Origin of the sequence: Peribacillus sp. YIM B13477, assembly GCF_042787955.1 — a bacterium.
Lineage (GTDB): Bacteria > Bacillota > Bacilli > Bacillales > DSM-1321 > Peribacillus > Peribacillus frigoritolerans.
In genome coordinates this window covers 310,955-332,467 of the sequence record NZ_JBHZPD010000002.1, presented here as the reverse complement: position 1 = coordinate 332,467, position 21,513 = coordinate 310,955, and the positions used below count along the sequence as shown (strand labels likewise).

16 protein-coding genes are annotated in these 21,513 nt (G+C 40.2%); 14 read left to right on the top strand and 2 right to left on the bottom strand.

Translation table 11 applies throughout. From position 1 onward, the window contains the following. Nucleotides 1-23: 23 nt before the first annotated feature. From dcuS to nhaC, 5 genes are all read left to right on the top strand, one after another. Nucleotides 24-1,619, top strand: a complete 1,596-nt coding sequence (gene dcuS / locus ACFX4H_RS08315) for a DcuS/MalK family sensor histidine kinase (RefSeq protein ID WP_377434894.1) — start codon at nucleotides 24-26, stop codon at nucleotides 1,617-1,619. Nucleotide 1,620: 1 nt separating this feature from the next. Further along, nucleotides 1,621-2,328, top strand: a complete 708-nt coding sequence (locus ACFX4H_RS08310) for a response regulator (protein WP_098184742.1) — start codon at nucleotides 1,621-1,623, stop codon at nucleotides 2,326-2,328. 291 nt (nucleotides 2,329-2,619) lie between these two features. Continuing rightward, entirely contained in the window at nucleotides 2,620-4,314 is a 1,695-nt protein-coding gene (locus ACFX4H_RS08305) for an NAD-dependent malic enzyme (protein ID WP_098865241.1), read from the top strand. Nucleotides 4,315-4,433: 119 nt separating this feature from the next. Beyond that, entirely contained in the window at nucleotides 4,434-5,381 is a 948-nt protein-coding gene (locus tag ACFX4H_RS08300; RefSeq protein ID WP_063591753.1) for an AEC family transporter, read from the top strand. Nucleotides 5,382-5,927: 546 nt separating this feature from the next. Continuing rightward, nucleotides 5,928-7,307, top strand: coding sequence for a Na+/H+ antiporter NhaC (nhaC, locus tag ACFX4H_RS08295; protein ID WP_377434892.1), 1,380 nt, complete (start codon nucleotides 5,928-5,930; stop codon nucleotides 7,305-7,307). Between the two features lie 106 nt (nucleotides 7,308-7,413). On the opposite strand, the gene ACFX4H_RS08290 is transcribed toward nhaC, so the two are convergent. Beyond that, entirely contained in the window at nucleotides 7,414-8,607 is a 1,194-nt protein-coding gene (locus tag ACFX4H_RS08290; protein WP_364278869.1) for an FtsW/RodA/SpoVE family cell cycle protein, read from the bottom strand. A gap of 776 nt (nucleotides 8,608-9,383) precedes the next feature. Between ACFX4H_RS08290 and ACFX4H_RS08285 the strand changes: the two genes are divergently transcribed. The 4 genes from ACFX4H_RS08285 (at nucleotide 9,384) to ACFX4H_RS08270 (ending at nucleotide 14,361) form a co-directional block, all read left to right on the top strand. After that, nucleotides 9,384-10,943 (top strand): aldehyde dehydrogenase family protein, encoded by a 1,560-nt coding sequence (locus tag ACFX4H_RS08285; RefSeq protein WP_377434891.1) that lies wholly within the window; start codon nucleotides 9,384-9,386, stop codon nucleotides 10,941-10,943. A gap of 266 nt (nucleotides 10,944-11,209) precedes the next feature. Next, the gene (locus ACFX4H_RS08280) at nucleotides 11,210-11,992 is read left to right on the top strand and encodes a TerC family protein (protein ID WP_249597089.1); all 783 of its coding nucleotides are present in this window, start codon (nucleotides 11,210-11,212) and stop codon (nucleotides 11,990-11,992) included. Nucleotides 11,993-12,346: 354 nt separating this feature from the next. Further along, nucleotides 12,347-13,090 (top strand): RNA polymerase sigma factor SigI, encoded by a 744-nt coding sequence (gene sigI / locus ACFX4H_RS08275; protein WP_034314203.1) that lies wholly within the window; start codon nucleotides 12,347-12,349, stop codon nucleotides 13,088-13,090. Further along, nucleotides 13,087-14,361 carry an anti-sigma factor domain-containing protein gene (locus ACFX4H_RS08270; protein WP_377434890.1) on the top strand — a complete coding sequence of 425 codons (1,275 nt, stop codon included), beginning with the start codon at nucleotides 13,087-13,089 and terminating at the stop codon, nucleotides 14,359-14,361. Before sigI ends, ACFX4H_RS08270 begins: the two co-directional genes overlap by 4 nt. A 51-nt stretch (nucleotides 14,362-14,412) precedes the next feature. On the opposite strand, the gene ACFX4H_RS08265 is transcribed toward ACFX4H_RS08270, so the two are convergent. Then, a complete protein-coding gene (locus ACFX4H_RS08265; protein WP_034314196.1) occupies nucleotides 14,413-14,604 on the bottom strand; it encodes an alpha/beta-type small acid-soluble spore protein in 192 nt (63 codons plus the stop codon). Between the two features lie 175 nt (nucleotides 14,605-14,779). Here ACFX4H_RS08265 and ACFX4H_RS08260 point away from each other — a divergent pair, with 175 nt between their 5' ends. The 5 genes from ACFX4H_RS08260 to ACFX4H_RS08240 all read left to right on the top strand — a co-directional run bounded on the left by ACFX4H_RS08260 (nucleotide 14,780) and on the right by ACFX4H_RS08240 (nucleotide 21,455). After that, a complete protein-coding gene (locus tag ACFX4H_RS08260; RefSeq protein WP_377435288.1) occupies nucleotides 14,780-16,189 on the top strand; it encodes a TrkH family potassium uptake protein in 1,410 nt (469 codons plus the stop codon). Nucleotides 16,190-16,379: 190 nt separating this feature from the next. Further along, nucleotides 16,380-17,702 carry an ATP-binding protein gene (locus ACFX4H_RS08255; RefSeq protein WP_377434889.1) on the top strand — a complete coding sequence of 441 codons (1,323 nt, stop codon included), beginning with the start codon at nucleotides 16,380-16,382 and terminating at the stop codon, nucleotides 17,700-17,702. Between the two features lie 105 nt (nucleotides 17,703-17,807). Then, nucleotides 17,808-19,037 carry an acyl-CoA dehydrogenase family protein gene (locus tag ACFX4H_RS08250; protein ID WP_377434887.1) on the top strand — a complete coding sequence of 410 codons (1,230 nt, stop codon included), beginning with the start codon at nucleotides 17,808-17,810 and terminating at the stop codon, nucleotides 19,035-19,037. Further along, complete coding sequence (locus tag ACFX4H_RS08245; protein WP_034314189.1) at nucleotides 19,034-19,807, top strand: SDR family oxidoreductase; 774 nt, start codon at nucleotides 19,034-19,036, stop codon at nucleotides 19,805-19,807. Before ACFX4H_RS08250 ends, ACFX4H_RS08245 begins: the two co-directional genes overlap by 4 nt. Nucleotides 19,808-19,844: 37 nt before the next feature. Then, nucleotides 19,845-21,455, top strand: a complete 1,611-nt coding sequence (locus ACFX4H_RS08240) for a long-chain-fatty-acid--CoA ligase (RefSeq protein WP_377435286.1) — start codon at nucleotides 19,845-19,847, stop codon at nucleotides 21,453-21,455. Nucleotides 21,456-21,513 lie beyond the last annotated feature (58 nt).

Here is a 21,513-nt window from a genome sequence, read left to right as displayed (position 1 = left end):
TTAGACCAAAGAGGTGTGTAGAAGTGAAGAAAGGTAAATGGAGTCTACAGTTTACTATTATGATACTGGTGTGTGGGGTAGTAGCCCTCTCATTATTCATTACAGATATTCTCATTAGCCAAACAGTTGCAGATACTATAGAAAAGAGCCAGACTGAAAAAGCAGTAAACGTAGCACGCATGGCAGCACAAACCCCGCTTGTAATCGAAGCGTTAAGTGGAAGTGAAAACAATCAGGAAGTTCAGCAATTTACCAATAGGATTAAAAAATCGACAGATGTAGAATTTGTAGTAATAATCGATAATAATGGAATTCGGAAAACTCACCCCGATCCAAGTAAAATAGGAAAAAAATTTGTTGGAGGGGATGAGAAAGATGTGTTAAGAGGTAGAGAGCACATCTCTATCTCCAAAGGAACTTTAGGCAGGTCTTTGCGTTCTTTCACCCCTGTTTATAATTCAGAGGATAATCAAATTGGAGCCGTGGTGGTCGGTATTTCCCTTCAAAAAGTTAATGATGCTGTTTTAAAAAGCCGTTTTAATATTTATGTAGGAACCGTTTTTGGAATATTAACCGGAATTGCCGGCGCAATACTTTTGGCAAGGTATATTAAGAAAATATTATTTGGGCTGGAACCTTTTGCTATTGCGAAGGTTTTAAAAGAGCGAAATGCCATTTTACAATCAGTTCGAGAGGGAATCATAGCGGTAGATCAGAGTTCAACCATTACTCTCGTAAACAAAGCAGCTTTAAAGATATTTAAGAAAGCGGGCATTAATGAAAATCCAACGGGTAAAAAGGTAACTAGTTATATGCCTGACTCAAACCTGGATAGAATCCTGGAGACCGGAAAAGTCGAATTAGATAAAGAGCAGGATTTAAAAGATAGTGTCTTACTAGTGAATAGGGTACCAGTATTTGTGAAGGATGAAATCGTAGGGGCCGTGGCTACATTTCGTGATAAAACAGAAATACATCTGCTGGCGGAACAGCTGACTGGAGTCCGCTTATATGCTGAATCGTTAAGGGCCCAGTCGCACGAATTCATGAACAAACTTCATGTAATACTTGGTATGGTGCATATGCATTATTATGATCAGCTTGCAGCATATATTAGTGATCTTGTTGACCACAGAGAAAACGAGATTGGCTTTATTACCAAAACCGTTAAAGATCCAGTACTAGCCGGTTTTTTAATTGGAAAACTAAGTTATGCAAGGGAAGCAGGTGCTAAGCTGGCATTATCCTCTGACTTTCAATTGCCCGAACCAGAAAATGCAGCTATTACTCATGAGCTAATTACGATAATAGGAAATTTGATTGACAATGCTATAGAAGCAGTAGAAAAAAGGCCCGTTAAACGAATTGAATTAAAGTTTGATTATGCAGATGATATTTTAACTATTGAAGTTCATGATACTGGACAGGGAATATCTGATGCCAATCTTAATCATATCCTTCAAAAAGGATATACAACAAAAGGAGAGGACAGGGGGATTGGTTTATATTTAGTTAAGGCAAGCTTGGATAAGCTAGGAGGAGATCTCAATATTATTTCAAAAGAAGGTCAAGAAACAACGTTTGTGGTTTATATACCATACAAAGCAAGGATGATGTAGGATGATTAAGGTAATGATCGTAGAAGATGACCCGATGGTTGCAGAGTTCAATAAGCGCTATTTGAATCAAGTCGATGGCTACGAATTAGCTGCTGTCTGTTCCTCAGTGGATCAAGCTCTGAATGTATTGGAAGATCAAAGAATAGGGTTAGTTCTATTAGACATTTTCATGCCTGGGAAAAATGGACTCGATTTACTCTCGCAAATTCGAGAAAGTGAAAAAGAGATAGATGTTATTGTCATTTCTGCTGCGTCGGACATTGAGAGGATTCAGAAAGCATTAAGACTAGGTGCTGTAGATTATTTAATTAAGCCGTTTGAATTTGACCGTTTTAACGCGGCCTTATCAGCATATCGGAACAAATCAGATTTTATTCAAGATAAAAATATGCTAAATCAAGAAGAATTGGATTATCGAATTTTGCATCAAGAAGAAATTCATTTACCAGAGGAATTACCGAAAGGATTATCACAAGATACCTTAAAGATTATATGGAATGTGATACAGGTATTTAAAAATTCTCCCTTTTCAACAGAGGAAGTCGTAAATGTGGCGGGTATATCCAGGGTATCAGTAAGGAAATATTTAAAATTCATGAAGGATATCGGTGTCCTTGATGTTAAGGTAATCTATGGAACTGTAGGCCGACCAGTCTCCCAACACAAATTTAATGATGAAAAGAGCCATATTATTCAACGTTATCTGTAAGCAGCCAAAGTGCTGCTTACTTTTTTTAATTACATAATACTAAAATTAGTTAAATAAGCTAGTGTCCTCCGTAAATGACTACTAAGATATAGACTGGCGATTGAGTTATTTATGAATTTTTCACAAGATTGAACAGATAAGCAGTAATGAGGAAATATTATTTTTGTGCTGTATATTTATTTTCCTTTTTACAGTTTTCTTTTAGTAATTACACTTCCCCAGGGAAGAATATACTCTATTGCCTGGTAATGATCATTTTTAAATATACATTTTTAGGAAGAGGGAACGTCTATGACAGCTTATGAAAAGACAAAAACGGGTTTGGATACAACTTTAAGAGGAAAAGGTGTTCTGTCAAACCCATTTATTAATAAAGGGGTCGCTTTCACTAAGGAAGAAAGAAAGGAGCTAGGATTGGTAGGCTTGCTACCATCCCAGGTGCTTACTCTTGAGGAACAAGTAAAAAGAGCTTATGAACAATTCTCCACTCAACCGAGCAATATTCGGAAGAATGGAATGTTATATGATTTATTTAATAGGAATGTGGTCCTGTTTTACCGGCTACTTAAAGACCATCTAAGTGAAATACTGCCGATCATTTACACACCTACTGTAGGAGAGGCTATTCAACAGTACTCCCAGGAATATCACCGTCCAGGAGGTCTTTACCTATCTATTGATAATATGGAGGGAATGGAAGATGCATTTAATAACCTGGACCTTTCATCTGATGATATCGATTTAATAGTTGTTACAGATTCTGAAAGTATTCTTGGAATCGGAGATCAGGGAGTTGGTGGAATTAACATAGCCATTGGCAAATTGGCAGTCTACACAGCAGCTGCGGGAATTGATCCAAGCAGGGTGCTACCTATTGTCCTGGATGTTGGGACAGACAATGAAAGCCTGATTAGTGATCCACTGTATATTGGTAACAGGTTTGGGCGTGTTCGTGGTGATGAATACACCGAATTCATTGATTTATTTGTTAAAATGTCTCAAGCCTTCTTCCCAAGGGCATTACTTCACTGGGAAGACTTGGGGAATATAAATGCACGAAATATAATCGATAATTATGGCGAAAAAATTCTCACTTTTAATGATGATATACAAGGTACAGGTGCAGTAACACTAGCCGCCGTAATGTCTGCCTTACAAGTAACTGGTGTTCCTTTAAAGGAACAAAGGGTTGTTGTTTTTGGTCCAGGTGCAGCAGGAATCGGTAATGCTGATCAAATGGTTGAAGCCATGATCCTAGATGGCGTTTCCAGAGAAGAGGCATATGGTAACTTTTGGGCCGTCGATTATCGTGGATTGTTGATAGATGACATTCCAGATGTTTTGAAATTCCAAAAGTCGTATTGCCGGAAAGCTGAGGAAGTCGAGGACTGGGAGCGCAATGAAGTCGGAATTATTCCATTATTAGAGGTAATAAAAAAGGTTAAACCAACCATCTTAATCGGCACTTCTGGTCAAACAGGGGCTTTCTCAGAAGAAGTTGTAAAAGAAATGGCAAAGCACGTGGAACATCCTATAATTATGCCGATGTCAAATCCGACTTCCTTAGCGGAAGCTGTTCCTGAAGACCTTATAAAGTGGACTCAAGGTAAAGCCTTAATAGCGACAGGAAGCCCGTTTGATGATGTTGACTATAATGATGTGATTTATTCAATCGGACAATCTAATAATGCATATATTTTCCCAGGACTTGGACTTGGTGCAATTGTCGCAGAAGCAACAAAAGTCTCTAAGGGAATGCTTGCAGCAGCCTCATCTGCTGTTTCAAGATTATCGGATAGCAGTAAGCCTGGTGCTTCTTTACTCCCTTCAATCAAACAATTGCAGGAGGTTTCCAAATCTGTAGCCATTGAAGTGGCAAAGACAGCCATTGAAGAAGGCATTGCGAAAGCGGATATAACAGATATTGAAAAAGCAATAACAGAATCCATGTGGAAGCCGGAGTACAAAACTATTCGTGGGAAATAAATCCAGATTATTTTGTTGTCTCAAAAGAAAGGGGATCCGTTTTAGGGGAATCTCCGTATAAGTCATTCATAGTAATCTTTTAAATAGGACAATTTTTTGGAAAGAGAAGTGCATCTCGAGTGAATATTGGGAATATATTTTTAACATTAATACCAATCTTTTTTACAATTATTATTGGTTATTTGGGTGGATATTTTAAAGTTTTTAATTCAGAATCATCCAAAGGGCTTAACACATTAGTTACAAAATTTGCATTACCTGCACACTTATTCATTGGGATCACAACAACCTCAAAACAAACCTTAATTAATCAATGGTCATTTTTCTTAACTATGACCATAGGTGTTATTGGCTTTTACATTATCCTTTTAATAGTGGCTCGTTTGGTGTTTAAATTCGATTTAACTAAAGCATCTATGTTTTCATTAAACGCAACTCAGCCAGCCTTTGCTTTTATGGGGATATCTGTATTAGGCAGCTTGTTTGGGGCGCAAGAGATAGCTATACCTATTGCGATTACCGGTATTGTGGTGAATGCCCTTCTAGATCCATTAGCAACAATAGTTGGTACGGTCGGACAATCCGGATTGGGTAAATCTAAAGATGAAAAAACAAACATTCTGGGTATCGTTTTGCATGGTCTTAGCGAACCGCTTGCATGTATTCCCTTACTTGCTGTTGTATTAACACTATTAGGGTTCCAGGCACCGGATATCATAAAAAATGCGTTCGATCAAATTGGGTCAGTGACATCTGGGGTTGCATTATTTGCTGTTGGTGTAACCGTGGGTATCCGTAAGATTAGCTTACGACCAATTGCTTTTGGTATTTCCATTTTAAAAGTTGTGGCTATTCCATTATATATGATTCTGGTTGCTCATCTAATTGGCCTTGATCATGCAGATACAATTAAAGCCATTTTGCTAGTATCATTTCCGGGATCTGCTGTAGCGGCAATGATTTCAACTAGATTTGATTCGTTATCAACTGAAACAGCATCTTCATTTGTAATTAGTACCATTCTATCTTTAATTACATTACCTATCTATATATCCTTGTTAATGTAGCCTTCTAAGTATCCATCCTTTTTGGATGGATACTTTTCAACGGAAGTTTGTGAAATACTTAACAAACTTATTGTATAACATTAACCTTTTTTTGAAAAGAGGAGATGTTGGCTATTTTTATTTAAGGCTCTGTTAAAGGTAAAGGTAAATTAATAAAATAGATAGTTTAAAAGGTATGAATGGCGTTTTAATAAAGGTATAAGCCCAGGAAGATGCGTCGCAAAAAGTATCAATTGCAAAAATTCGCTATTAATCAAAATAAGATTATAATTAAAGAATTTGCAAAGCAAAGAAGAGGACTTATATCTTAGGGTATACTAGGCTGAGCCTATACGAAGCAAAGTATGGGTTTTCGTTTTGTGATAAAAAGGAAATGAAGAATCGAATTCTACTAAAATAGATTATTATTCCTTTGACAATCTCCTGAAACTCCTTTATATTTAGCTAGTAACTTTAGTGCTTAAAAGCGTTTCAGTAATTATGAGGGGTGAAAAGGTCCGATCCTTACCTCAGTGAATACACAACATGAAAGCGGGGAAATACATCATGCGTCTTGAAGATGCAAAGCTAAAACTCTCCTTACCTGAAGCAATCGGGGTTTTGGCCATTCTTTTCTTAATCATTGCAACTGGTATCATACATTATGGACTTGCCCCCCATATTCCAATAATAGCGGCCATTCTATTTTTATTTGTTTATGGAAAGTTCAAGAAGCTGCCATTTTCGATTATGGAGGCAGCTATCGTCAAAGGTGCAGGCACTGGTATGGGAGCCATCTATATATTCTTTTTCATTGGAATGTTAATTTCGATCTGGATGGCAAGCGGAACGATCCCTACCATCATGTACTATGGGTTTGACTGGATTTCAGGTGAATCCTTCTATGCGGTCACTTTTCTTGTGACAGCGCTACTAGGGCTCTGTATCGGGAGTTCACTTACAACTTCAGCCACTATCGGTGTTGCTTTCATAGGCATGGCGGCGGCGATGGATTTATCGTTGGCGATCACAGCAGGGGCAATCATTTCCGGAGCATTTCTTGGCGATAAAATGTCTCCATTATCCGATACGACCAACCTTGCTTCGGAAACGGTTGGAGTATCATTATTTGAACATATTAAAAATATGCTTTGGACTACGATTCCAGGTTTTTTCATATCGCTTATCATCTTTTACTTCCTTTCACCGAATGTCAAAGTGGGTCGTGTTGAGGAAATCGAAGCCATGACCAAAGTCCTTGAGATGGAAACGAATATAAGCATATGGAGTTTGATTCCGTTTGTCATCGTTCTTGCCATGGCTTTGAAAAAGGTGTCAGCGATTCCGACATTGTCGGCAGGGATCATTTCGGCGGCTGTCATTGCATTCATACAAACCCCAAGTTTGACGGTTGCAAAACTAGCGGATATCTTATACGGCGGTTTTGTACTGAAGAGTGGAATGGAACAACTTGACTCAATCCTATCGCGGGGCGGAATTGAAAGTATGATGTTCTCCGTTTCGATGGTGTTGTTGGCATTGGCGATGGGGGGACTATTGTTCGAGTTGGGAGTCATACCTTCTATTCTAAATGCAATCCAGGATTCATTGACGAGTGTAGCTAAAGTGATTTCCGCTACCGTATTTGCAGGTGTCAGCGTGAATTTCCTTGTAGGTGAACAGTATTTGTCAGTTTTACTGCCTGGGAAAGCTTTTCAGCAGAAATATGAAGATTTAGGCTTGCAGCCCAAAACGCTTGCGAGGGTACTTGAAGATGCGGGAACAGTTGTGAATCCTTTGGTTCCTTGGGGTGTCTGCGGTGTATTCCTGACACAGGTTTTGGGTGTTTCAACCCTTGAATATGCTCCGTTTGCATTTTTCTGCCTACTTTGTCCTTTGCTTAGCCTGATTTCTGGCTTTACTAAAATCGGTATCCATTATAAATGAAAAAACAGGCGGTCGGATTCGACTGCCTGTTTTTTTACATCCAAAACCTTCAGAGAAGGCAAATCCCCCCTGACATTAGCAGAAATGTCAGGGGGGATTTGATCGATTATTTTGAAGACGCGATCTCATCTTTTGGGATGGACACGACTTTTTCTTTCTGTTCAAGTAAATTCATTCGCATGACGACATTTTGGAATATGCCCATTGAAAGCATGAGCAGCAGTAAGGAAGAACCTCCATAACTGATGAATGGAAGGGTGATCCCTGTAATTGGGATAAGTCCGGTCACTCCGCCAACGTTTATACCGACTTGAATGCCGATCATGGATGAGATGCCGATCAATAAAAGACTTCCAAATGGATCTTTGCATTTAGCTGAAAGTACAAATCCCCTCAGGACGATAAAACCTAGTGTCAATAGAACGAATCCCACTCCGAATATCCCGAGCTCTTCTGCAATGACGGCCATGATGAAATCAGTATGTGATTCAGGCAGATACCCGTATTTTTGTACACTGTCACCAAGTCCCACTCCAGTAAGGCCGCCGGATCCTATTGCAAATAAGGAATTCACGAGTTGATACCCGCTTTCTCCTGCCTTTCCGAAAGGGTCTGCAAACCCGGTAAAACGAGAAATCTTATTTTCAGTAAGAACGGCTGAGAAATTTCCTGTCACAAGCACCCCCAATGCAAATATGGCAACGAATATCGCAGTGATCAAAGAGAGTTTGAATATACTCTTAAAAGACATACCGGATGAAATGATCATGGTACTTGAAATAAGGAAAATGACCGCTGCCGTTCCATAGTCAGGCTGTATTCCGATTAAAAAGCAGATGAATACCAGAAAGAAAATCGGCGGGATGACGGCTTTATCAATACTATTGATTCGATCCTGCCTTTTTCCGTAAATGGCTGCCAGATAAATGATTATGGCTAACTTGGAAAATTCCGCAGGTTGTATCGATGCTGTCCCTAACTTGAACCAGCTTGTGGCATTTCCTGCTGTATGGCCGAAGATAAATAACAGCAAAAGGATACCGGCCATGCCAAACATCATAGACATCAAGAACATTTTGTTTTTGTACATCTTATAAGGAAGAATCATCGTGACGATCATTGCCACGAATGAAATGAGAAAGGCCGTTTTTTGTTTCTCAAAGAAGAAATCCATGGACTGGCCGTATCGAGCGACAGCAGTGATCATGCTCGAACTGTAAATCATGACTAAACCAAACAAACAGAGTAATACGACAGCGATGAAAATAGGGAAGTCGTATGCTTTAATTATTCTTTTCACTTGTGCGCTCACCTCAAATATGTATGCGCGAAAAAATCGCCTTCTTATATAGTAACGGAAAATCGGTTATATAGATAATAATTTTTATTCGATAATATGAATTTATCCTCCATTACCCAGTATTAAACACTAAAACCGATAAACTTGTCTGCCGGATTATCAGAATTTCGATTCTTATATACATTACCTTCGATAAAAAAGTGAGTATTCCTGTTAATAACGAAAAAATTTTACTATATATTCCATTTTGAAGTGCTATCATGTCTGGAAGATTAAGTTAATGGTATTTGCGATGGAGATGGATTTCATGGAGCTTCACCAATTGAGTTGTAAAACGTGATGTGATGCAGTGGATACTGTAAACTGTAAACGAATTTGTTAGTGTAATTCATCTTAAGGGGAATACACCGATTAAGCGCGGCAGGGAATCGGTCAGGAATCTTATGAAGAGAAAGAACCGGTTGTGATGTTGGTTCCAAGCGATTATATTATACAGGCTGCTGTGTCTCTGGCATTATATAAAGAGGGTTCAGGGGAGAATTTTCGTGCGTTTAGTGAAGTATAAGAACGTATATCTGTTCAAGAAAAGAGCTCAGGCGCTCTTATCAATTCTTCCAGGCATCCTAATTTCACTTTTAAAAGGGCGTTTTGACAGCTGTGCAGCCGAGAAGTTTTGCTGCATTTCAGAGGAGGTGTTCCTCCTCGGTCGATCTTTATTTAAAGCATAAAAATGATATGGAGTACCGATAAAAAAAGTTAAAGCAAGGGGAGTAGTTATGGAAGAAATACATGACAAGTTGGAAGTGTTTTCTCCGGCAACAGGTGAGAAGATTGCGGAAATCGTCCCAACACCATTGAAGTCGATTCCTCATATATATATGAAATCAAGACATGCGTTCCAATCATGGTCGAATCTTCCCATCAAGGAACGGCTGCACTATTTAAAACGGCTCCGTTTATTGATGGTTGAAAGGATGGATGAAATAGCAGAAGTCATTTCAAAAGATGCGGGAAAAGTGAAAATTGAAGCGCTGGTTGCTGACATCATGCCTACGATCGATGCAATCAAGCATATCGAGAAACATGCAGTGAAAACTCTTTCCGGACGGAAGGTCACCACTCCACTCTTGTTTATTGGTAAAAAATCTTATGTCCATTATATGCCCCGTGGAACGATTCTCGTCATTTCACCATGGAATTATCCGCTGCAGCTTTCCATGGTTCCCATTCTTAATGCCCTAGCGGCTGGAAATACTGTGATCGCCAAACCATCAGAGGTAACTCCTTTAGTTGGGGCGTGCATCGAAAATCTGTTTCTTGAAGCTGGTTTCCCGGAAGGATCTATACAGTTTGCCCATGGAGGGAAAGAATTGGGTGCGGCATTAACTGAGCAAAAACCAGATTATATATTTTTTACTGGATCTGTAAAAACCGGAAAAATGATTGGTGAGGTTGCAGCAAGAGACCTGATCCCAACGACCTTGGAGCTTGGCGGTAAGGATCCGATGATCGTTCTGCGTGATGCTAACCTGGAACGGGCTGTGAACGGGGCTCTATGGGGGGCTTTCACAAATAGTGGGCAGGTGTGCATGAGTGTTGAAAGGGTTTATGTGGAACGTCCTGTTTATAAGGAATTCCTGATGCTTCTTAAAGAAAAAACGAAGTCCATGAGGCAGGGGGTCCAATCGCAGGATGATATCGGTTCAATGACTTTCCCTAAACAGGTCGATATTGTGGCTGACCAACTGGAGGATGCACTGAATAAAGGGGCCGTACTTGAAACCGGAACACCTCCGAAAGAGTGGAAAACGGGGCAGACCCATTTCATTCCGCCGACGATTGTTTCCAATGTCGATCATTCCATGAAAATCATGAAAGAAGAAACGTTCGGACCCGTGTTGCCTGTTGTGCCTTTCGATACGGAGGAAGAAGTGATCGCCCTGGCAAATGAAAGTGAATATGGACTCAATTCCAGCGTTTGGACAATGGATAGGGAAAAAGCAAGTCGGATTGCGTCACGGTTAGTAACCGGTGCGGTCACGATCAATGATGTGCTGATTACGGTTGCTAATCATCATTTACCCTTTGGCGGTGCCAAACAAAGTGGGGTTGGCCGCTATCATGGCGAGCATGGATTGAAGATTTTCTGCCATGAAAAAGCAATCATGATCGATAAAGGTAAAAACGATACAGAAATACAATGGTATCCATATGAAGGGAAATACACGAGTTTTTTATCGCTGTTTCAGAACTATTTTTCTGCCAAACCGAACTGGATTCGTTTCGGCAAAGAATATTTATCGTTGATAAAATTATCCAAAAGGAACAGAAAATGAGATCCATTTATAAATATAAAAAAAGATTGTTATTTTCATAACGAGCGCGTATACTATTAATATACTTAATAACTGATTTTCCTTTTCAAAGGGGAGTAGCGTTAGGGTTCGCCCTAAAACAAAGTCGTCATTACGTGAATGTTAAACATTCATCGGCTTTGTTGACATGATTTCATGTTCAGCAAGACCTTTGCCTATACGGCAGAGGTCTTTTTCTTTTTGCCAATGCCAATAGGAAGGAAATACCACTATTGGAGGTTGAATGGATGGAAGCATCAATGTTATTGGAATATGGCTGGGTCCTACTTATCTTGGTTGGATTAGAAGGGATACTGGCTGCAGATAATGCAGTCGTCATGGCTGTCATGGTTAAGCATTTGCCAAAAGAACAACAGCGGAAAGCCTTGTTTTATGGTCTGATGGGAGCTTTTGTTTTCCGTTTTGCCAGTCTATTCCTTATTTCCTTTCTTGTCGAGGTGTGGCAAGTTCAAGCAATCGGTGCGATTTATTTACTTTTCATCGCTTTTCAGCACATTTACAAAAAATACGCTGGTAAAGGTGAGAAGGAAGTCACGAAACCTAAAAAGCAATCCGGCTTCTGGATGACCGTGGTAAAGGTTGAAGCGGCTGATATCGCTTTCGCAATCGATTCCATGTTGGCCGCCGTCGCGCTGGCTGTTACACTTCCTGCAACAGGCTGGATGAAAGTCGGAGGTATTGACGGAGGGCAATTCGCTGTCATGTTCCTCGGCGGTATGATCGGGTTGATCATTATGCGATTTGCAGCAAATGCGTTCGTTAAGCTGCTTCATCGGCGTCCTTCACTTGAAACGGCAGCATTTTTGATTGTGGGTTGGGTTGGTGTGAAATTGGCGGTACACACACTTGCACACCCTTCACTTGCTTTCATTGATCATCATTTCCCTGAATCAACTCTTTGGAAATCGATTTTCTGGACTGTATTGATTGGAATTGCAGCAGGTGCATGGATCATTTCAAGCAAAAAAGAAAAAAAAGAGAAAGAAGAGAAAAAAATACAGGAAGCTTAAAAAAAACAGGCGTGCCGGTCACGCCTATTTTTTTTGCTTCTTAAAGTATTTAGGAGATGACCCTCAAAAGCGCAGGTATGTTTACGAATGATATGTTAAAAGATGTGAATATTAAATTCCGGTTATAAAAATGACAATTGTCCCATTGTATTTGACAAAAAAACGGAAAAAGATATTTTACTGTAATTGCACTGTAACAAACGAGAAAAAACTAAGTATTTTATCATGTTGATAAATTGTGTGATTTCATTTTTATCGCAAAAATAGTTCTTTTGGTACTGTCTTTTAGACTCCCTCCGCTTAAGATAAGTATGTTGATGCGTATTTTATGTTCAACAGGAGCGAGGTGAGCAAATGCTTGGTTTGTTGTTTACAGCATTCAAAAAAAAGCGTTCTTTAGAAGAAACCGTATTGAAAATTCAACAAGGCGATAATAGCCTTCGTAATGATACTATAGAGTCATTCAAACCTTTTATTGCAAAAACAGTCTCATCGGTTTGCAAACGTTACATATACGAATCAGATGATGAATTCAGTATTGGAATGATTGCTTTTAACGAGGCAATTGAAAAATACTCCCCGGAAAAAGGCCGTTCTTTATTGGCATTTGCCGAAACCCTCGTTAAACGAAGGGTTATAGATTATTTAAGAAGCCAGTCCAAACAAAAAGAAATCCTATTGGATTTAACACTGAATGATGAGAATGATCAAAGCCAAATATATATCGATAATGAAAATTCCATCAATGAATACGAGATGCAGAAGGAATCGGAAAGAAGAAAAGAAGAAATTCAGCTTTATATAAGCCATCTAGAGGATTTTGGTCTGTCATTTGAGGATTTAGTTGAAAACTCTCCCAAACATGCAGATGCCAGGAAGGGAGCTATTATGATCGCTAAATTGTTAATGGAAGATGACGAACTGAAGGAAATCCTGTTTGCAAAAAAGCGGCTGCCCGTAAAACAGCTTGAGGGAAAAGTGGAAGTAAGCAGAAAAACGATTGAACGGAACAGAAAATACATCATTGCCGTGGCAATCATAATAAACGGAGATTTTTTGTATTTGAATGATTATATAAAAGGGGCTATCGATGAATGAAAAAAGGAGTTATTCTTTCAGTTAATAAACGATTTGTAACCCTATTGACCCCCGAGGGTGAATTTCTGAAAACCAAAAGGCAGGAAAGGGAATATGAAGTGGGTGAGGAAATCACTTTTTCACCTGCAAAACAAAAATTCACTTTAGCCTTTTCCAATATTCATTCATCTTTCAAAAAAACGGCCGTGCTAAGCATTGCCTCCACCTTCCTGATTCTCTTTTCAATACTTCCTTCTTATTTCTCTGGTCCTGTGTCGGCATATATGACGATAGATGTGAATCCAAGCATTGAATTGGAGCTTGACGATGATTTAGAAGTTCTTAAGCTTACAGGATTAAATGAAGACGGAAAGCTTGTGATCGGTCAGCTGAAGGACTGGAAAGGCAAGGATATAAAGGCTGTCACATACCGAATCGTTGAAACGACGAAGCAACTTGGTTATTTGAAAGGAAATAAACAAATAGTCGTTTCCACAACGTTAATGGAAAAAAATAAAGAACTGGATAAGAATTTAAAAAAGGAAATAAAAGAAATATCTGAGCAGGATAATGTTTCCAAAAAAAAGATGAAAGTGATCCAGGCAACAAAAAGCGATCGGAAGCAAGCTAGGGAACAAGGCATATCCACGGGTAAGTATCTCGAAAAGAAGTTGAATGAAGATAAAGATAAGATAAAGGTCAATAAGAGGGAGCCTGCCCCGGCGCCAGTTAAAAAAGTCGAGGAAAACGTTGTTATTCCGAAAGAAAAGGGCTTAATGTCAAGTGCGGAAAACAAATCGGATGAAGAAAAGAAAAAAGAGAATAATGAAAATGAAATAAAACAAAAGCCGGCCAATGAAGCCAAACCGACTGAACGGAAAAACGCGGAAGTTACCGAAATTAAGGAACAAACCGAACGGGAAGATACAAGTGGAAGACGGAATGCGATAAATGGATATAAGGAAAAAAGCAACGAGTCAAAAGGGAAATCGGATAGCTTTCACCGCAACCAATCAAAGGACAAGCAGAAAAATGAACAGAAAGATAAAAAGTTCGATGTGAAAAAAGTTTCATCACTCAAAGAAAAGAATAGTGATGATTCTATAAAGCCCGACAATAAAAATAAGCAAAATAAACATGATAGACAAGATAAACAGGATCCACAGGATAGGCAGGAAAAACAAGTTAAACAAGGTAAACAGGGTGAGCAGTATAAACAAGATAAGAAAGATTGGGATAAGTCGAAAAGGGGTAGAGGCAATAATGGAAATGGAAATGGACATAATCATTAAAAAGAGTCCAGCATGGAGCTGGACTCTTAGCCATGGATATTTAATTGTGAATTATTGACCTTTAAGTTGAGATTGTGCTTGTTGAACAAGACGTTTCGTGATTTCTCCGCCAACTGAACCATTGGCACGTGCTGAAGTATCGGAACCTAATTGTACACCGAATTCAGATGCAATTTCATATTTGATTTGTTCTAATGCTTGTTCGATTCCTGGAACAAGAAGGTTGTTACTGCTGTTAGCCATTTGAATCTCCCCTTTGCTTTTTCAACGGCTTTTGCCGCTGTAATGATAGTATAAGTAGAATGTGGAGTTTTACTTATACGAGCAGTATCAAACTTATTGGTAAACCTGCCTTTTTGTTGTAAGTAAGACAGTTTTAAAAGAGAATGGAAAAAAGAATGAAAAAAGGGTAAACTAGATTTTTAATGGTTATGTGATTTGCATAGCTATAAAGGAGCAAGAAAGGAAACTCTTTATGTTTGCTATCAAAAAAATATTATCAAAGTTAACACCAGCTCAGCTTATCGTCGGTTATTATGTTTTGGCAGTCAGCATCTCGACCGTACTGTTGAGTCTGCCGGTCGCTCTTAAGCCAGGCGTGGAATTTGGGTTCATGGATGCTTTATTCACAGCCGTAAGTGCAGTTAGTGTAACAGGTCTAACAGTTGTAAGTTTGCCCGAAGTGTATAATGAGGTAGGCTATTTCATTCTCATGTTCGTTCTCCAATTTGGCGGTATTGGCATCATGACACTCGGAACCTTTTTCTGGCTTATAGTGGGCAAGAAAATCGGCTTGAAGGAAAGACAATTGATCATGACAGATCAAAACCAATCGAATCTTTCCGGTCTTGTTAAATTATTGATCCAAATCATTCAGATTTTTGTCGTAATTGAAATGATAGGGGCTCTCGTTTTAGGCATTTACTTTCTGAATTATTTTCCCAACGGGAAAGAAGCCTTTTTAAATGGCTTATTTTTAGCCGTAAGTGCCACCACGAATGCTGGTTTTGATATTACCGGTATATCGATGATTCCATTTAAAGACGATTATTTTGTACAGTTCATAACGATTATGCTGCTTACCCTTGGAGCCATTGGGTTTCCTGTCTTGATTGAACTGAGGGAGTTTTTGTCCAATAAGGCACGTACTTATAAGTTTCATTTTTCTTTGTTCACGAAGCTGACCTCAGTCACTTTCTTTTCCCTTATCGTTGGAGGAACGATCCTGATTTACCTTCTGGAAATTAATGGGTTCTTTAAAAATAAGAACTGGCATGAATCGTTTTTTTACTCATTATTTATGTCCTCCAATACGCGGAGCGGCGGGTTGGCAACCATGAATGTGAGTGACTTTTCGGAACCGACCCTTTTGTTGTTGAGCATATTGATGTTCATTGGAGCCTCCCCAAGTTCAGTCGGGGGAGGAATCCGGACAACTACACTGGCCATCATGATTCTATTTTTATGGAATTTCATGAGAGGAAGGCGTTCCATAAAAGTTTTCAAACGGGAGATTCATCCCGATGATATCCGAAAAGCGACAGCGGTTATGATCATGGGATCGCTTCTTTGCATAATGGCGGTCTTCATATTATCCATTACCGAAAATTTCACTTTGATGCAAATCATTTTTGAAGTATGTTCGGCTTTCGGTTCAGTCGGCCTTTCGATGGGAATTACACCTGACCTCAGCAATACCGGTAAAATTGTCATTATGATCATTATGTTTATTGGCCGTGTTGGGATAACCTCCCTCCTGTATATCATAGGCCATAAAGAAGTTACGGAAAATTTCCATTATCCAAAAGAACGCGTCATCATTGGGTAAATGATTTAAGTTGAACAGTGACCTTTCCACCCGTGGGAAGGTTTTTTGTGTTGTTTGCAGGAATCATGGATAAAATGTTGAAATTTACCTATAAGTGAGTGTCCTGCCATTTCAAATATGCATAATTTGATCCCTTACTTGGAATTCGATCGGATGAAGTATAAATCATTTTGGTAAGGAGGTGGAGAATGTGAAGAAATATACTGGAAGGATCATTGTCCCTGTTCTTTTTTTTGTATTGATATTACCCTATATAGGGTGGCTGGGTCATGAAGAACGGGGGTTTTCCGCCTTTGCAGGAATATATTTAGTCGTAATTTTAACCATAGCCTGGTGTTTGGGTGCCATCTATGATCATAAACGGAAAACGATCGCTTTATTGCAGGATAGTGAAGGGCGTTATCGCATTTTCTCCAATTACTCTAAAGAATTGGTCAATAGCTTCAATGAGGTTATTTTCCAAACGGATGATAAAGGAAAATGGTTGTACTTAAACCCGGCATGGAAATCGATGAGTGGTGCATCCGTGAATGAATCCCTGGGGCTTCACTTTTCTAAACATATGGATAACAATTCTTATCAAGACGTATTAAAGGCCTTTGCGGACTCCTTTCATCGAGGGGATAAATATTTTCGTGCGGACATTAAACTAAATGCGAAAAAGGGAACAAGCTGGGTGGAGGCATTCGTTAAACTTATTTACGATGACGCTGGGAAATTCATCGGGACGGCGGGCATATTATCGGAAATTAATGAACGTAAACATGCGGAGGAAAAGCTTGTGAGCCTAAACGAACATTTGGCCATCACATCAAGCAAGTTATCAACGGCTGCCCAACTTGCGGCTGGGATTGCACATGAGGTCAGGAATCCGATGACGGCGATAATGGGATTCGTGAAGCTGATTAAAGATGGCGGTGCCGAAAAGCAGGAATACTACGATATTATTTTTTCGGAAATAAATCGAATCGAGAAAGTGCTGAATGAACTCTTGCTGCTATCGAAACCCGCTGGGGCGGTATTCCTTGAGAAGGATATAAAGGAAAGCTGCAACCATGCCGTAACGCTGTTGGAGACAAATGCCGTACTGAACAATATTCAAATTCATAAAAATTATGATTCAGAACCAATTTTTATGTATTTTGATGAAAACCAAATCAAGCAAGTGCTAATAAACATGATAAAAAATTCCATAGAGTCGATGCCGAATGGCGGAAATATATTTGTGAGCATAAATGAAAAAAATGGGGAAGTTTTTTTGAGCATTTTGGATGAAGGGGATGGTATTCCGGAAAACTCCCTTCAAAAAGTAGGAGAACCATTTTTCACTACAAAAACATCAGGAACGGGTTTGGGTCTTTCCGTTTGTTTTAGAATCATCGAAAAGCATGGCGGAAAAGTATTCATCACAAGTGAACTGAAAAAAGGTACGAAAATCGTTTGTATTTTTCCAATCGTGCAACAAAAGCAATATAGTGAGAACGAAAAGGTCAAGATACAGGATCTTGAATGACAAGAAAACAAAAGATTCAATTGTTGAAAAAGTCAGAATCTTGTGTATATAATTTAAAAGTAATAACATACTAACCGGTTAGTAAGTTAAAAGGAGGAATTCAATTTGCACTTTGAACATACTGAAAAGGTGAAAAATCTGGAAAAGAAGTTAACGGAATTCATGGAGAAGCACGTTTACCCAAATGAATCGACATACAAAAAGCAGCTCGAAGCACAGGAAAGCCGCTGGAGTGAAATTCCCCCGATTTTATCTGAATTGACTGCAAAAGCAAAAGAAGAAGGATTATGGAATTTATTTTTACCTGATAGCTGTTATGGCGCGGGTTTAACAAATCTAGAATATGCCCCGCTTTGCGAGATCATGGGTAGGTCGACGATAGGACCTGAAATCTTCAACTGTAATGCGCCGGACACTGGTAATATGGAAGTGTTGGTGAGATATGGCTCGGATGAACATAAAGAACGCTGGCTGAAGCCCTTGCTTGCTGGAGAAATCCGTTCATGCTTCTCGATGACGGAACCGGAAGTGGCGTCTTCCGATGCGACCAATATCGAATGCAGGATTGAAAGGGCGGGTAATGAGTATGTCATCAACGGCCGAAAATGGTGGTCTTCAGGAGCAGGCGATCCCCGATGCAAGATTGCCATCGTCATGGGTAAGACAGATCCTGAGGCGGCCAAGCATGAACAACAGTCAATGATTCTTGTCCCGCTCGATACACCTGGTGTCAAAATCGAAAGAATGCTCCCTGTGTTTGGTTATGATCATGCCCCGCATGGCCATGCCGAAATCACGTTTGAAAATGTAAGGGTCCCGGCAACGAATATTCTATGGGGTGAAGGAAAAGGATTTGCGATTGCCCAAGGAAGGCTCGGACCGGGAAGGATACATCATTGCATGAGGCTGATCGGCGCGGCTGAAAGAGCACTTGAAGAATTATGTAAGCGCATTCAAGAACGTGTCGCTTTTGGTAAAACATTGGCGAGACAAGGTGTAATCATGGAGTGGGTTGCTGATTCACGGATTGAAATCGAACAAGCAAGACTTCTGACCTTAAAAGCTGCCTATATGATGGATACCGTCGGGAACAAGGAAGCGAAGGCGGAGATCGCGATGATAAAAGTGGTGGCGCCAAATATGGCATTGAATGTGCTGGACAGGGCCATCCAAGGCTTTGGAGCTGCCGGGATTTCCGATGATTTCCCTTTTGCTGCTCATTGGGCCAATGCACGGACTTTAAGGCTTGCTGATGGTCCCGATGAAGTTCACCGCTCACAAGTTGCTAAAATAGAACTTCGAAAATACCAACAAAAGCATGAGGTGAAAATATGAAAGTTACCGACTTATTCGATCTAACTGGAAAGACGGCGATCATAACCGGTGGAGGGAGAGGATTGGGAGCACAAATAGCGACCGGCTTTGCCGAAGCAGGGGCAAATGTCGTACTTTGTTCAAGGAAGAAGGAAGCATGTGACGAAGTTGCCTCGCAAATCGAAAAGCTTGGAGTCAAAGCGCTTTCCTTCAAGTGTGATATCACCAATCCGTCAGATGTCCAGGAAGTCGTTAACGAAACTTACCGTGAATTTGGTGCCATCGACATATTAGTGAACAATAGCGGGGCATCCTGGGGGGCACCAGCCGTCGACATGCCCCTTGAAGCGTGGCAGAAGGTGATGAATGTCAATGTAACCGGAACCTTTATCATGAGCCAGACAACAGGCAGGGTCATGATCGAGCAGGGACATGGGAAAATCATAAACATCGCTTCCGTTGCCGGATTAGGGGGTACCGACCCGAGGGTGCTCGATACGGTCGGATATAATACGAGTAAAGGGGCGGTCATTACTTTAACGAAGGATTTAGCCGTTAAATGGGGTCAGCATAATATCAATGTTAATGCAATCGCACCCGGTTTCTTTCCGACAAAAATGACGAAAGGGGTTCTTGAGCAAGGAAAGAATCCTATCCTGGATTCCACGCCGCTAAAAAGGTTAGGGAGTGATGATGATTTGAAAGGGGCAGCGGTTTTCCTGGCCTCAAAGGCATCTGATTTTGTGACTGGTAATATTTTGATCGTCGATGGGGGTTCACATGCAAAGTAATGAAAGGTAAGTAAATATGGCTGGAGGGTATGAAATGATGAATGAAAAAAAATGGCTTTCCGTTTATCCTGATTCAATTTCAAAGGAAATAAAAGTCCCTGAGTTCCCGATGCAAAGAATCCTTCAAAATGCATGTGAGTCCCATCCAAACAATACAGCTATTACTTTTTATGACCGAAAGATATCTTATCAGGAACTTTTTCATGCGTCGCGAGCCTTTGCTTCAGCCTTGCAAAAAAAAGGTGTTCAAAAAGGTGATCGTGTCGCCATCATGCTGCCTAACTGTCCGCAGTACGTAATAGCTTATTATGGATCATTGACAACAGGATCCATTATCACCCAAATCAACCCAATGCTGGTTGAAAGGGAGCTGCAGCATATTTTACAGGACTCCGGTGCAGAAACGATCGTTGTATTGGATGGATTATACCCGAAAGTGAAAAGTGTGCAGCAACATTCAAATTTGCAAAATATTATCGTCGTAAGCCTGCAGACTTCGGATGCAGATTTTCAGCCTGATGCGTCTTTTGATCAATTCATGAAGACAGGAGACGGAAAAATCAATCCCGTATCAATCGATCCGGAAAATGATATAGCCGTTCTTCAGTATACAGGAGGAACGACTGGCCGTTCAAAAGGGGCGATGCTGACACACAGCAATATTCTGGCCAATGTCGTTCAAACGTATGAATTCTTCAAGCATGAATTAAAAATAGGTACTGAAAGAACGCTGTCGGTCATCCCGCTTTTTCATGTTTTTGGAATGTCGTCCGCAATGAATTTATCCGTGTATATCGCGGGTGACTCCATCATGCTGCCACGATTTGAAATAGAAGAAGTGCTGGAAACGATTAAGCGTGAACAGCCGACCACTTTTCCTGGTGTACCGACCATGTATGTAGCGTTGACGAATCATCCGAAGGCAGAAGAATATGGAATGGGTTCCATTCAGGTCTGTAACAGCGGAAGCGCACCGATGCCCGTGGAACTGCTGCGTGAGTTCGAACGAAAATCAGGTGCGAAGATATTGGAAGGCTACGGTCTTACGGAAGCTTCTCCAACAACGCATTGTAATCCGGCATTTGCAAAAAGGAAACCTGGGAGCGTAGGGATTGGTGTCCCTTCGACTGAATATAAAGTGATGGACCTGGAAGACGGAACAAAGGAAGTGGGATCCGGCGAATTGGGGGAATTGGTCGTCAAAGGGCCTCAAGTGATGAAAGGTTACTGGAATATGCCAGAGGAAACGGCGGTTACGCTAAGGGATGGTTGGCTTTATACGGGTGATATCGCCAAAGTTGATGAAGATGGATACCTCTATATTGTCGACAGGAAAAAAGATTTGATCATCGCAAGTGGTTATAATATATATCCGCGAGATGTCGAGGAAGTTCTCTATGAACATCCGGCTGTCCAGGAAGCCGTTGTCATCGGAGTTCCAGATGCTTACCGAGGGGAGTCGGTAAAAGCGGTGCTTGTACTTAAAAATAATAAAACGGCCAATGAACGGGAAATCATCGATTACTGCCGTGCAAACCTATCGGCTTATAAAGTTCCGCATTTCGTTGAATTTCGTGAAGAGTTACCGAAAACAAATGTCGGAAAGATTTTAAGGCGGGCTTTAAGAGAAGAACTTTCCAGGAAATAAAAGGGTTTTGATAGCACGAAAGCGTATGATATCAATTCAGCTGAAATTTTAACAGATT

Bases quoted from the DNA above. Each gene is read 5' to 3' on its own strand.
- ACFX4H_RS08310 (WP_098184742.1), top strand. From the start codon at position 1,621: ATGATTAAGGTAATGATCGTAGAAGATGACCCGATGGTTGCAGAGTTC.
- ACFX4H_RS08305 (WP_098865241.1), top strand. From the start codon at position 2,620: ATGACAGCTTATGAAAAGACAAAAACGGGTTTGGATACAACTTTAAGA.
- nhaC (WP_377434892.1), top strand. From the start codon at position 5,928: ATGCGTCTTGAAGATGCAAAGCTAAAACTCTCCTTACCTGAAGCAATC.
- ACFX4H_RS08285 (WP_377434891.1), top strand. From the start codon at position 9,384: ATGGAAGAAATACATGACAAGTTGGAAGTGTTTTCTCCGGCAACAGGT.
- ACFX4H_RS08280 (WP_249597089.1), top strand. From the start codon at position 11,210: ATGGAAGCATCAATGTTATTGGAATATGGCTGGGTCCTACTTATCTTG.
- sigI (WP_034314203.1), top strand. From the start codon at position 12,347: ATGCTTGGTTTGTTGTTTACAGCATTCAAAAAAAAGCGTTCTTTAGAA.
- ACFX4H_RS08270 (WP_377434890.1), top strand. From the start codon at position 13,087: ATGAAAAAAGGAGTTATTCTTTCAGTTAATAAACGATTTGTAACCCTA.
- ACFX4H_RS08265 (WP_034314196.1), bottom strand. From the start codon at position 14,604: ATGGCTAACAGCAGTAACAACCTTCTTGTTCCAGGAATCGAACAAGCA.
- ACFX4H_RS08245 (WP_034314189.1), top strand. From the start codon at position 19,034: ATGAAAGTTACCGACTTATTCGATCTAACTGGAAAGACGGCGATCATA.
- ACFX4H_RS08240 (WP_377435286.1), top strand. From the start codon at position 19,845: ATGAATGAAAAAAAATGGCTTTCCGTTTATCCTGATTCAATTTCAAAG.